The organism is Tolypothrix sp. PCC 7712 (genome assembly GCF_025860405.1).
In the GTDB taxonomy this organism is placed as follows: Bacteria; Cyanobacteriota; Cyanobacteriia; order Cyanobacteriales; family Nostocaceae; genus Aulosira; species Aulosira diplosiphon.
Map to the genome: position 1 here is coordinate 2,598,782 of NZ_CP063785.1, position 11,869 is coordinate 2,610,650.

The 11,869-nt window shown below is 40.6% G+C and carries 12 protein-coding genes; 8 read left to right on the top strand and 4 right to left on the bottom strand.

Translation table 11 applies throughout. The features are described from left to right. The first annotated feature begins 258 nt into the window (after positions 1-258). A complete protein-coding gene (locus HGR01_RS10690) occupies positions 259-1,026 on the top strand; it encodes a thioesterase II family protein (RefSeq protein WP_045872871.1) in 768 nt (255 codons plus the stop codon). 457 nt (positions 1,027-1,483) lie between these two features. On the opposite strand, the gene HGR01_RS10695 is transcribed toward HGR01_RS10690, so the two are convergent. Continuing rightward, a complete protein-coding gene (locus HGR01_RS10695) occupies positions 1,484-3,199 on the bottom strand; it encodes an energy transducer TonB (protein ID WP_045872870.1) in 1,716 nt (571 codons plus the stop codon). A 304-nt stretch (positions 3,200-3,503) separates the two neighbouring features. Between HGR01_RS10695 and HGR01_RS10700 the strand changes: the two genes are divergently transcribed. The 4 genes from HGR01_RS10700 to HGR01_RS10715 all read left to right on the top strand — a co-directional run bounded on the left by HGR01_RS10700 (position 3,504) and on the right by HGR01_RS10715 (position 7,588). Beyond that, positions 3,504-4,157, top strand: coding sequence for a MotA/TolQ/ExbB proton channel family protein (locus tag HGR01_RS10700; protein WP_045872869.1), 654 nt, complete (start codon positions 3,504-3,506; stop codon positions 4,155-4,157). Then, on the top strand, positions 4,141-4,545 hold the full coding sequence (locus tag HGR01_RS10705) for an ExbD/TolR family protein (protein ID WP_045872868.1): 405 nt from the start codon (positions 4,141-4,143) through the stop codon (positions 4,543-4,545). The genes HGR01_RS10700 and HGR01_RS10705 overlap by 17 nt, the downstream gene beginning before the upstream one ends. A 201-nt stretch (positions 4,546-4,746) precedes the next feature. After that, a complete protein-coding gene (locus HGR01_RS10710) occupies positions 4,747-6,828 on the top strand; it encodes an acylase (protein WP_045872867.1) in 2,082 nt (693 codons plus the stop codon). A gap of 22 nt (positions 6,829-6,850) precedes the next feature. Further along, entirely contained in the window at positions 6,851-7,588 is a 738-nt protein-coding gene (locus HGR01_RS10715) for a hypothetical protein (protein WP_045872866.1), read from the top strand. On the opposite strand, the gene HGR01_RS10720 is transcribed toward HGR01_RS10715, so the two are convergent. After that, on the bottom strand, positions 7,569-7,973 hold the full coding sequence (locus HGR01_RS10720; RefSeq protein ID WP_045872865.1) for a hypothetical protein: 405 nt from the start codon (positions 7,971-7,973) through the stop codon (positions 7,569-7,571). The two genes, HGR01_RS10715 and HGR01_RS10720, sit on opposite strands and share 20 nt — an antisense overlap. Before the next feature lie 318 nt (positions 7,974-8,291). Between HGR01_RS10720 and HGR01_RS10725 the strand changes: the two genes are divergently transcribed. Beyond that, on the top strand, positions 8,292-8,684 hold the full coding sequence (locus HGR01_RS10725) for an MAPEG family protein (protein ID WP_045872864.1): 393 nt from the start codon (positions 8,292-8,294) through the stop codon (positions 8,682-8,684). Between the two features lie 257 nt (positions 8,685-8,941). Then, the gene (locus tag HGR01_RS10730) at positions 8,942-9,415 is read left to right on the top strand and encodes a DUF3122 domain-containing protein (protein WP_228045223.1); all 474 of its coding nucleotides are present in this window, start codon (positions 8,942-8,944) and stop codon (positions 9,413-9,415) included. A 48-nt stretch (positions 9,416-9,463) separates the two neighbouring features. On the opposite strand, the gene HGR01_RS10735 is transcribed toward HGR01_RS10730, so the two are convergent. Both HGR01_RS10735 and HGR01_RS10740 read right to left on the bottom strand, forming a co-directional pair. Then, positions 9,464-9,895: a hypothetical protein gene (locus tag HGR01_RS10735; RefSeq protein ID WP_045872862.1), complete on the bottom strand. Its 432-nt coding sequence runs from the start codon at positions 9,893-9,895 to the stop codon at positions 9,464-9,466. 325 nt (positions 9,896-10,220) lie between these two features. Further along, positions 10,221-10,961: an alpha/beta fold hydrolase gene (locus HGR01_RS10740; protein WP_045872861.1), complete on the bottom strand. Its 741-nt coding sequence runs from the start codon at positions 10,959-10,961 to the stop codon at positions 10,221-10,223. A 396-nt stretch (positions 10,962-11,357) separates the two neighbouring features. Here HGR01_RS10740 and HGR01_RS10745 point away from each other — a divergent pair, with 396 nt between their 5' ends. Beyond that, positions 11,358-11,747 (top strand): hypothetical protein, encoded by a 390-nt coding sequence (locus tag HGR01_RS10745; protein ID WP_155539497.1) that lies wholly within the window; start codon positions 11,358-11,360, stop codon positions 11,745-11,747. The last annotated feature ends 122 nt before the right edge of the window (positions 11,748-11,869 follow it).

Genomic DNA, 11,869 nt, shown 5'->3' on the forward strand with positions numbered 1-11,869 from the left:
GCAACCAAAATTCCTTATCCGATTCTATTCTCATTTGTAGCGTTATCTATCTATAAATTTAGATTAGCTTTGAGCCACAAAATTTCTGTTCTCTACGAACAAGGTTTATGGAGACACATCAAGAATAAATTTAACCAAAAACTAACAGTACGAAACTGGTATAATTTTAAGATTACAATTTGTAGATAATTCTCACCATTATTTGTTTTTTTACATCAAACTCAGAAAAATTTAATTACATAATATCGTGCAATTTTCATGAATACAAATAACTCAAATTTTAACTCTTGGATAATTTGCCCTCAGCCTAAGCCACAAGCCAATTTACGTTTATTTTGCTTTCCCTATGCGGGTGGAAGCTCTTTAATTTTTCGTACTTGGTCAAATTCTCTATCATCAAATATAGAAGTTTGTGCAGTTGAAATTCCTGGTAGAGGCAGACAAATTCAGTTTCCACCATTCAGTAAAATAGAACCGCTTGTAGATGCGATCGCATCCCATATCTACCCATACTTAGATAAACCCTTTGCCTTTCTTGGTCATAGTATGGGTGCTTGGATCAGCTTTGAATTAACACGTTTACTCCGCAGAAAGTATGGGATTATCCCAGTAAATTTATTTATATCTGCTCGTCGCGCCCCACACTTACCTAGCTCAGAAGCAGTAATCCATAACCTTCCAGAAGCAGATTTTATAGAAGAATTGCGCCACCTCAATGGTACACCATCAGAAGTGTTAGAAAATGCAGAACTTATGGAGCTATTTCTGCCAATTTTAAGGGCTGATTTTGCAGTTCTCGAAACTTACATTTATACTCCTGAATCACCTTTAGAATGTCCCATTATCGCTTTTGGTGGATTAGAAGATGCAAGAGTTAGTTTTGATGAACTACAAGCATGGCAAGAGCATACCAAAGCTGATTTTTCGTTACATATGTTCCCCGGAGATCACTTTTTTATAAATTCTGCCCAACTTCCTTTATTAGAAACATTAACTAAATACTTATCTAATAAATTACCAACTTGATTTTTAATTTAAAAGGTATTAATTAAAAAATATCAATGACTAATACCATTTTGAAAAAAGAACGCGATAGATGAGTAGGGGCACGGCACCAGTAAGATATTTGATATGCCAAAAGATTGAGGATGCCGTGCCCTTACAAAGGATTTATCTGCCGCCAACATTATTTGATTTGGTATAACCGAATTAGTAGAAGCTCTACTACGAATTCATAATTATTTACTTATAGCCCAATTTTATCAGTCCAAAATTTATACAAATTTGTATAAAGAATGCGACAGATTGTAGGGGCACGGCAGTGCCCATAAGTGTCAAGTTCGCCTAATTCCAAATCACCTCAATACTGCTCGGTTAAGGATTTTCAACTCTTAATTTGGTTTGGGGAAAAGGTGAAAGGGTTTTTGCTTACCCCTTTTCCCCTTCCCCTTTTACCCTTAACCAACAAGTATTGCAAATCACCCTACTGTGATGCATCTGGGCTAGGTGCAGCCACAGGAGCAGGCTGACTGCTCCGACGCAGAGCATTTCGTAAACGACTAGCACTATCTGATGGTTGCGAAGATGGTTGCACAGTGCGTCGCCGTCTTCTCAGACGTTGTGGTGTTTCTCCTGATGTTCTCACATCAGCCGTAACTTCCCGTTGTCTGCGTCGCAGACGATTTCCAATAGAATTTTCTCCTTCAGAACTTCTTACCCTTGTTGGTGTTGCTTCTGCGGTATTAGCGCGCTGCAATCTCCGGTTGAGTCTTGATTCTCTACTACTAGCAGTGCTTTGCTGTCTGGTTGATGTTACAGGAACATCGTTACCCCCAGCCACCGCAGCTTCTATACGCCGCCTGCGCCGTGGTGTTTCTTCACCAGAGTTGTTATTTGAAGAAGCTGCTGTTTGTTGTTTTCTTTGGCGTTCTTCTCGTTCCTGCTGCTGCTTCCTAACTTGGCTGTGGCGACGTGAACCTTGTATTGCATACTCTGTAGCTATTTGGACTCCTTGTCTACCACTTTCAGAGGGCTTGAGTTTCCAGTTCCTAGCTTGGCGGAGATGTTCTTCATCTAAGTCTCTATCACCACTGGAACCAATCAGTCTGACATTAGTAACTTTCCCATTAGAGTCTGTATCAACAGCTACGGCAACTCTTCCTTCTGCTTTACGCCGTCTAGCTCTTTCGGAGTATCTAACATTACATTCTTCACAAGCTGCTCGACCATCACCACTACTGGGTAATTTTGGCGTTGTGGATGTGGTAGCTACTCGTTCTCCTCCATTATTGCCACTGCCGACACCAGAACCATTACCGCTACCTGTACCAGAACCGGAACCACTACCGACACCAGAACCGCTACCTCTGCCAATACCTGAGCCGGAACCACTACCGATACCGGAACCACTGCCACTGCCAATGCCAGAACCTGTACCGCTACCAATACCAGAACCGTTACCCGTACCAGAACCGCCAATACTGCCAATTCCGTTACCAGTTAAAACTGATGTACCGCCGCCACCCCCGCCACCACCACCACCAGGCGCACCATTTCCTGGTGTTGTGGAAGTGCTGACGTTATTAGTAGCAACCGACTGACTCCTACTAGAGTCTCTAATACCTCGCAGAGTATCGCGTAAATTACTGCCGGAATTACTGGAATTAGTAGGATTTGCGTTATTTACAGCAACAGATTTTGCTGGAACTGGGTCAACAGGCTTCTGGGCGACATTGGTTTCTGGTTTTACTGGCTGAACTTGAGGTTTTATTGGCTCGATAGGTTTCCGCAAATTCTCTACCAACTTTTGAATGGGTGGCTCTGCGACAACAGGTTGCTTAGGCTGTGGAGGTGGTAATTCCACTTTGGCAGGAAGCGGAACTGGTTTTACTGGGTTCTCAGGTTTGACAATAGTTTCAGTTTTAGAATTATTCGTTGAACTTGTCAGAACCTCTGCTTTTTCGTTAACTTCAAGCTTTTGGGGAGACTGCTCCGGCTTTTTATCTTCTGGGGTGTCGATAACTGTGACCTCGATTGGTTCCTCTTCAACTGGAGACACTCTGGAAAAGTAATTACCAATCCCAGAAGCGAGTACCGCTACATGAAAGCCGAGGGAACCTATTAGGCTCAAAACCAGAAAACCTTTAAGCGCCTTTGTCTCTTTCTCACGCTGCTCGAAAGTAGTGCCGGAGAAGCTCATAAGTATATTGCCATCTATTCTCACTAAAAAGGTTAAAGTGTCAGGGTGCAAAAGTCAATCAATATCTATAAATATTCTGACATTGCTTTTGCGTAAGTTTTTCAAATATTGGCGACGAAAAACTGTTAAATAAGAGCAATTGCATCACTAACACTTGAATAATTTACTAATTCGCTGTCATTATATTTTCACATCATGTTGAGAAGTATTCGCAGTACTATATAATTCTCAGTTGAGAGTATATCTCAACTCCACTGGAAACTGACGGCATCAGCATATCCATTGAAATTGAACTAAAGGATTTATGGGGATAAAAAATTTATTTGCTGCGGGTGGCGTGGTTATGTGGCCCCTGCTGGCTTTCTCTGTTGTGGCGTTAGCTTTGATTGTTGAGCGTGTGCGGTTTTGGTATCGAGTCAATACTCGCCAAGCCAAGGTAGTACGAGAGATTCTCAATCTCTATCGGATGGATAATGTGGTGGGAGCTATTGAAAAGTCCCGTCAGAATGCAAATTTACCGATTCCCCGGATTTTCCTTGCAGCGTTGGAATTAGAAGAACCGACTCCAGAAGAGTTTCGCTTGGCGTTAGAAAGTGAAGCACAAGCGGAACTACCAATTATCAAACGTTTCAACACAATTTTTGACACAATCATCGGACTTTCGCCACTATTTGGCTTGTTGGGTACGGTATTGGGTTTGATTGTTTCATTCGCTTCCCTCAACCTTGGTGATGTTGGTGGGACAAAAACTGCAGGTGTGACATCAGGGATTAGTGAAGCGCTTGTTTCCACAGCTTCCGGTTTAATTGTGGCAATTTTTACCCTGTTCTTTGCTAATTCTTTCCGAGGATTGGCTCAACGTCAAACTGGCTTGATTCAAGAATATGGTGGGCAATTAGAACTGTTGTACCGCCGTCGTTATGAACGAGGAGACAAAGTCTATGCGTCTACAAGATGAACCGGATCTACCCGCACAGATTAATATTGTGCCGATGATTGATGTCATCTTTGCTATTCTGACGTTTTTCATCATGTCTACCCTTTTTCTTACACGCCAAGAGGGATTACCCGTCAACTTACCTCAAGCTGCAACTTCCCAACAGTCACAAGTTCCCACCAAAGTAACTGTGACAGTCGAATCAGACGGCAAAATTAGCTTAAATAAACAGCCAACAACAGTTGATGCACTCACAGAACAGATACGTGCTTTGGTTGGTTCTACTCCAGACACAATTGTTGTGATTAACGCCGATCGCAAAGTTGAACATGGGGAGATTGTGACGATTATGGATCAAGTGCGTCAAGTTAAAGGTGCAAGGTTAGCTATTGCAACTCAAAAGCCTTAGTTAGGGGTTTGGTAATTGGTAATTGGTAGTTGGTAATTGGTAATTGGTAATTGGTAATTGCTAATGGGGATCGAGAATTTATCCTCTGCTTCCTCATCTCATATCCTACGGGTACTCCTACGAAGAACTCGCAGAGCAGGCGCTTTGTTTCTACCTACATCTCCCTAGTCCCCAGTCCCTAGTCCCCAATCCCCAACTTCCATGAACAGAAAATTGTCGAGATTTTTAGCCTTTATCCTCTGTGCAATTTTAGTTGTAGTTTTGGGCAATAACAGTTTTGCAACTGCGCCGAGAACTACAGAAATATTGTGGGATACCTACGGTATACCGCATATATATGGTAAAGATGTTCAAAGTGCTTTTCGGGCGTTTGGTTGGGCGCAGATGCAAAGTCACGCTAACTTGCTGTTGCGCCTTTATGGTCAAGCTAGGGGAAAAGCAGCCGAGTACTGGGGAGAAGATTATTTAGAGTCTGATAAATGGGTAGTAACGATGGGAGTACCTAATCGTGCTAATTCTTGGTATCAGGCACAAAGTCCAGCTTTTAAAGGTTATATAAATGCCTTTGCTAATGGGATAAATACTTATGCAAAAGCACATCCTGATTTAATTGATGATGATGTCGAAATTGTATTACCTGTAAAGCCAGAAGATGTATTGGCACACTTGCAAAGAGTGCTGTACTTTACTTTTATTGTTAACCAAGACCAAGTAGCAGATAATACTCAAACTCAACCGAAAGCTGGTTCTAATGGATGGGCGATCGCACCGAAACATTCTGCAAGTGGTAAAGCAATGTTACTGGCAAACCCCCACTTGTTATGGTCAGATTTGTTTCTTTGGTATGAAGCACAACTAACGGCCCCAGGGATGAATGCTTATGGCGCAACCTTGGTAGGAATTCCAGTATTAGCGATCGCCTTTAACGATAATTTAGGTTGGACTCACACCGTCAATACCCATGATGGTTGGGATCTGTATGAATTGAAGTTGGCTGATGGCGGTTATCTTTTAGATGACAAAGTCCGTCCCTTCACCACAGAAAACTTTTTGTTAAAGGTTAAACAAAAAAACGGCTCCCTCGTTGAACAACCTTTGTTGGTCAAAAGTTCCGTTCAAGGTGCAGTAGTACAAGAAAAAGAGGGTAAAGCTTTAGCACTGCGGGTTGTAGGCTTAGACCGTCCTGGGGTGTTGGAACAGTGGTGGGATATGGCGGCTTCCCAGAACCTTGACCAATTTCAAAGAATATTACAACGCTTACAACTGCCAATGTTTACCGTCATGTATGCAGACCGAGAAGGGCATATCATGCACCTATTCAACGGTTTGGTACCGATTCGGCAACAGGGAGACTTTCAATATTGGCAAGGCTTAATTCCTGGTGATACCTCCAAAACTTTATGGACAAAAATGCACCCGTACCAGGATTTACCACGTGTAATTGATCCGCCTAGCGGTTGGTTGCAAAATGCCAACGATCCACCTTGGACAACTACTTTTCCAGTTGCGATCAAAGCTGATGATTACCCTGCTTACATGGCTCCACGAGGAGAAATGGATTTCCGCGCCCAGAGTTCTGCAAAGATGCTAGCTGAAGATAACCAAATTTCCTTTGCGGAAATGATTAAGTATAAGCATTCTACAAACATGGAACTTGCAGAACGTATCCTTGATGATTTAATTCCCGCCGCGCAAAAATCTGGCAATGAATTAACTCGTCGTGCTGCTAATATTTTGGCTGCTTGGGATCGCAATGCTGATGCTGATAGTCGTGGTGCAGTATTGTTTTCCTTTTGGTGGCAAGAAATGTCTAAGGGGGAAATCTTTAGTATTCCTTGGAGCGAGAAATCTCCCCGCACCACACCCGATGGTTTAAAAGATCCAGACAGCGCAGCAAAAGCCTTACAAATAGCAGCAACAAAAGTCGAAAAAGCTTATGGCAAGCTAAATGTAGCTTGGGGTGAAGTTTTCCGTTTGCATAGCGGTAACTTAGATTTACCCGCCAATGGTGGTGATGGGGATCAAGGTATATTCCGCACCCTCTATTTTGCTCCAGCTAAAGATGAACGCTTTCAAGCCGTGGCTGGAGATAGTTATGTTGCAGCTATTGAATTCTCGCAACCAATTAAAGCAATGGCCTTGCTCAGTTATGGTAACGCTACTCAACCAGGTTCACCCCACATTACCGATCAGCTACCGCTATTTGCTCGCAAGCAACTGCGTCCTATTTGGCGAACTCGCCCAGAGATATTAGCAAACCTGGAGGAACGCAAAACTTTTTAAGAGCTTCGCCTGGTTATAGACTATGAGTTATGCATCGAAAATCTGCCAGCATATTGGGAAGATTCTGCTTTTGATAACGCTGATGAGTTTGCCTTTACCAGCGTTATCAGAAAATAAACAGCTAAATAATGAACCCCAAACGCTGCAGACTGAAATTAGCGATCGCGATTTAAAAATTATTGAGCAGCTAGTAGCGATCGCCCAGCGTCAGTCTTCGCAAGTAGGGGAGGCAAAAGCGGCAATGGGATGGGGTGCTTTCACTGATATTTTGAGTGTGGAATTTTCACCATCTCAAAGCACAACCAATTACAACTTGCCTGAGATATTATCTGAAAGCGAACGTAGTTTTGGGATCGCATTGACATTTGATCCCATTAAATTGTTGAACATTATTCAAGAATTACCACTAAGAGAAGCTCGTTGGCAAGAAGCCAAACAGCAAAAACGTTTAGCAGTTTTACAATCCTATCTAGCTTACTTACAAGCCCAACAAGCTAAGAAAATTGCCGCCTATAAAATGCAACAGCTTGCCGTTGCTGAAGCAAAAACTGAGCGGATTGCTAGTGTGAATCCCCAAGTTACTGTTCCCCATCAGATTAGCTTGGCGAATCCTGACTATGTTGCAGCCGCAACGGAAATGTTAAATACAAACGCACGCGAACGCCTAGCATTAGAAGAACTAGCAGCTTGTGTTGGTTTATCTTCCCAAGCAACTATGACAATACTGACAAAAGCCGCATTCACTTTTCACGAAAAATAATTAAGTAGGAATTTGTTTTCATTTTAATGGACATATGTTTTTTATCAATTGAAAATATCTCAAATTTATCAGGCTTTTGAATAGCTAGAAAATTAGAGAAAATTCCACCAATTGATATTTTATCTCCAGAATCTAAATTTAATGATGAATTCGGTATTTGTTTATCCATGAGATACACTGTACTATCTTTAACATACCAGCCTCCATAAAATTGTTGACTTAAGAAACCCATCGCTAACTGTGTAATTAAGTTGTCTCCTTTGACATTTAATTCATAAGTAAGATTCCTTTTAAATTCTGTATGATATGCAAAACCTTGATATTCATATTGCCATTTACCAATGATTAATAACTCTATATCTTTGTCTGAATTATTCTGCGTCATATTAAATCTATATGTTGATTTACTATAGTATTGATATTTGAGCGATTCGGTTAAGGATTTTCAACTCGGAATTTAGTTTGGGGAAAAGGTGAAAGGGTAAGGGGTAAGGGTTAAAGGTTTTTTCTTGCCCCTTTTCCCCTTCCCCATTTTGCCCTTAACCGAAAAGTATTAGTACCTCCCCGACAAATTCAAGCGTTACACCCAATACCTGACACCTCGCACCCAAAAGCCTTATCTTCGTGCCATCTGCTTGTGAGGCCTGCTCAATTATGAAAGCAAGGAACTATACTTTTTTGGTACCCAAGGATATTTATTGATATGTCGCCCTGGACGAGTCTGATAACTACTTTGTCATTGCTGCTGTACTTGGTAATCACAATTAATGTAGGTCGAGCAAGAGCTAAGTATAAAGTCTTACCTCCCCAAATGACAGGAGATGCTAACTTTGAACGAGTACTGCGCGTCCAGCAAAATACCATAGAACAAATGGTTTTGTTTCTCCCAGCTTTATGGATATTCTCCTTCTACGTCAACTCGTTGTGGGGTGCTGCAATTGGTTCTATCTGGCTTGTAGGTAGAGTGATTTATGCTTGGGGATACTATCAAGCTGCTGAAAAACGTATGATTGGCTTTGTCATCAGTAATTTCAGTAGTGTAGTGCTACTTTTAGGTGCGCTCGTTGGCTGCATCTTGTCTTTGGTGCATTCATAAGTCATTTGTAGAATGAAAAGCGATGTCTATCGACAAGACGCAGAGCGTCTACACACTTGGTTAGTGACTTCTTCCAGTGTTGATCGCTTTTAATTTATCATCAGTTTATTGCTATCAAAAAAACTGCCAAATCATTTAAGCCCATGAGTATTTAATGGGAATTTCCTCAACAAGATACTCTCAATCGCCCACTTAAATAAATTAAGTGTATGTGTCTCATGAAACAAAAATATTGGCAATATTTTTGGTGTTGTACTATGTTAATCGTTCTAGCGTTGACTTTTGGTGGATTAGGGGTGAAATCAGCACAGGCGCTACTTCGTCAACATCACGATTCACCTGGTATTTTACGTTACCATTCTCAAGTATCTATCAAAGATGAATTTGGATATGCTTGGCAAGTGCTGTTATTTAAACAAAATTACAATAGTATAGTTCCAGATTTAAGGTTGCGCTTGGTGGGGTTTCCTGGTGTTGTGGAAATAGCTCACCCTCAACCATTAGAAATTGAGACAGCAAATGGAAAATTGCTTTTAGCATCAGATGCTTATGCTTTCAATACACCTGCACCCAATGTAGGCGAATATGAATTAACAAATGTTTTACCTAAATTACCAACAACAGATGCCCTCAAACTTTATGTGCCCATCTCTGCTAAAAAGCCACTAGTTCTGAACATACCCAACACCATAGTAACTGAGTGGCAATGGTTAGTGACAGAGATTGATTAATGATTGCAAAAGTCTACGCCAGCCTTTTAGAGAAATCTAGCCAAATTGCTATACTGTCACTAAATTGATATCGTACTTTTTAGCATCGCTTTCAATACGTATAAATTCATTTAATGGGTTATAATTCTCAAAATTTTGGAGATTTTCCGCTTTATTATGAGAATTCTCCAAATAAGTTAATGCTAATGTAGAAGTCACATAAATATTTCCATGTTGTTTAAATCCTTCTATAATTTCGGCTTCAGGAGGATAATCTTTAACTAAATGCTCTGCTAGAAATCCTTTTAAGATTATTCCTTTTAAGCCCGTTTCTTTGTAACCTTCCTTCGCTATCATCAACGATATCTTATCCGCATCGAGATTTTTAAATTGCTCGTAATCTTCAAAAAACGGGCAAACTATTTTCATCAGATTTTTGACAGGATTTTTAACCTTTCCGTAGTTCGCCTCTTGCTGTTTTCTACGCTTTGATTCGCCCATGATAGCTATCTCCTAATAAACGTTGGTATTGTCATGCCTTCTAGATAAAACGGCACAACATAGTTTTACAATTGGCAAAATTATTTGGCAATACAAGATATCAAGGCGTACTCGGAATAAATACGGGGAAAGAGTAAGGAGAAAAGGGAAAAGGATTGAATTAACGAGAATTACGTAGATATGTAACAACCTCTCCAGGCTATTACGAATTTGTATTTAAGTAAGTCGGTCATTCCAGCAAACCATGTTAAGAAACCTAAATAGGCTTGAAAACTTTACCAATGAGTAATGACAGCCCTTACCAACCATCTTTAATTGCATCGCTCTACTTAATTAATATTGATGCTAGTTCTTCAGGACAAGATAAATGAGGGCAATGTCCAGAAGGTAGTTCAATCGCATCGACTCCTAAGCGGTGGCGTGCAGCGTAGTGCGACCAAGTAGAAGAGATGATTCGGTCATTTGTACATACAATATATTGGCGCTCTACTTCTGGCAAAGCTTTTAGAGGATTCGTCTCAAAAATATATGCCAGAGATTGTTGTGGAAGGCTGTTAGAGAGTGCCCACTGTGCTATGTTTGGCGGACAGTCATGATAGAAAAATTCCATTAATACTGCTGGATCTGAATAATCCTTCCCTAAAGAAGCTGGTTCATACATATTAGGTTCCGAATGGAACTGCTCTAGTAGACTTGGGTCTTTTGGCTGATAATTAAATGATTTCAGCGTATCAGCATCAATATAATGAGCAAATTGGTCGATGGTACTGACTCCGGGAGATGGAAGCAGTGCCCCTAGAAAAACTAATTTACGTACTTTTACTGCTTCTGCAACCAGAGGAATGATCGTACCAGCCATTGAATGCCCAACTAGTACGATATCATCGTCAGTTTTCGGTAGCGCTTGAATTACCACATCCGCAAATTGGGATAAAGTCGCGGAAGGATCTTCAATTGGTAAATCCATTGTTACAGTTTGATGACCCTGTGCTTCTAAGTAGGGAATTAGTAAATCCCAACACCAAATCCCTTGGAAGGCACCGTGAACAAGACAAAAAAGGCTCATATTAAGTAATTCAGTAACTAAGGTAAATTACGGATAACTAGTGTATTATTTTGTGGAGCAAGCTGTGCGATCGCCTCCTGCCATCAAGAATAATTCAGTAGTCATCTGGATGATAGTAGCGCAGATATATGCAAGTGAATATATAAATACTTCACCTCTAAATTGCTTATTTTCTTTATACAAATGAATAAAAAACTGTAGTTTTCTTTCCGGAACAGACTATTTTGCTCAGTAGATGTGAAATAAGTACAAAAATAAGAGTAAAACAGTATTCATTTGAATACTGTTTTACTCTCATAGTACCTTATGAATTCCATGCAAAAATGCCAGCATGGCCGTGCTGGCATTAGAACAAACAAACATTTCGTTAATCAAGTTTTGAAAGGAGTAACTCGGATGAGTAACATATTTAGCTCTGATTCAAATACTCAGTATCCGACAGCAAAAATGTTCTGGAGTCAGTTACCAACTATGAACCAATGGACTAACAACAATCAAAACCTGTTAAATGTAGTCTTCACAAGCAGCGAAGGTAAATCCGGAAAAAATTCAGATATTACAATACAAAGTTATACAGCCCAAGCGGAAACCCCAAATCTACCTCTACTGCTGGATAAAGCCATTGAGTTAGCCAAAACTAATGAAGTGGCGGGACTGATTATAGCTTGTGCCTTTTTTACATTTGTGATTTGTGCGGCTTTGTCCACATTTCTTCGCAATTGTGTAGATACTTTGCGGATATCTGTGGATATAGTAATTCGGTTAATTAATTACTTCCGAAAATAACTAGATCTATCTCATCAATTTAAGCACCCCAAAAAGGAAACATCTCATAATAATTGGTGCTTCTACCTTTCATCCCCAAAGGTATACAAAGGATGAATGACATTTCTGTGAAATAATTGCAA

Excerpts from the sequence above, each read along its gene's own strand:
- HGR01_RS10690 (WP_045872871.1), top strand. The coding sequence starts at position 259 with ATGAATACAAATAACTCAAATTTTAACTCTTGGATAATTTGCCCTCAG.
- HGR01_RS10695 (WP_045872870.1), bottom strand. The coding sequence starts at position 3,199 with ATGAGCTTCTCCGGCACTACTTTCGAGCAGCGTGAGAAAGAGACAAAG.
- HGR01_RS10700 (WP_045872869.1), top strand. The coding sequence starts at position 3,504 with ATGGGGATAAAAAATTTATTTGCTGCGGGTGGCGTGGTTATGTGGCCC.
- HGR01_RS10705 (WP_045872868.1), top strand. The coding sequence starts at position 4,141 with ATGCGTCTACAAGATGAACCGGATCTACCCGCACAGATTAATATTGTG.
- HGR01_RS10710 (WP_045872867.1), top strand. The coding sequence starts at position 4,747 with ATGAACAGAAAATTGTCGAGATTTTTAGCCTTTATCCTCTGTGCAATT.
- HGR01_RS10715 (WP_045872866.1), top strand. The coding sequence starts at position 6,851 with ATGAGTTATGCATCGAAAATCTGCCAGCATATTGGGAAGATTCTGCTT.
- HGR01_RS10720 (WP_045872865.1), bottom strand. The coding sequence starts at position 7,973 with ATGACGCAGAATAATTCAGACAAAGATATAGAGTTATTAATCATTGGT.
- HGR01_RS10725 (WP_045872864.1), top strand. The coding sequence starts at position 8,292 with ATGTCGCCCTGGACGAGTCTGATAACTACTTTGTCATTGCTGCTGTAC.
- HGR01_RS10730 (WP_228045223.1), top strand. The coding sequence starts at position 8,942 with ATGTTAATCGTTCTAGCGTTGACTTTTGGTGGATTAGGGGTGAAATCA.
- HGR01_RS10735 (WP_045872862.1), bottom strand. The coding sequence starts at position 9,895 with ATGGGCGAATCAAAGCGTAGAAAACAGCAAGAGGCGAACTACGGAAAG.
- HGR01_RS10740 (WP_045872861.1), bottom strand. The coding sequence starts at position 10,961 with ATGAGCCTTTTTTGTCTTGTTCACGGTGCCTTCCAAGGGATTTGGTGT.
- HGR01_RS10745 (WP_155539497.1), top strand. The coding sequence starts at position 11,358 with ATGAGTAACATATTTAGCTCTGATTCAAATACTCAGTATCCGACAGCA.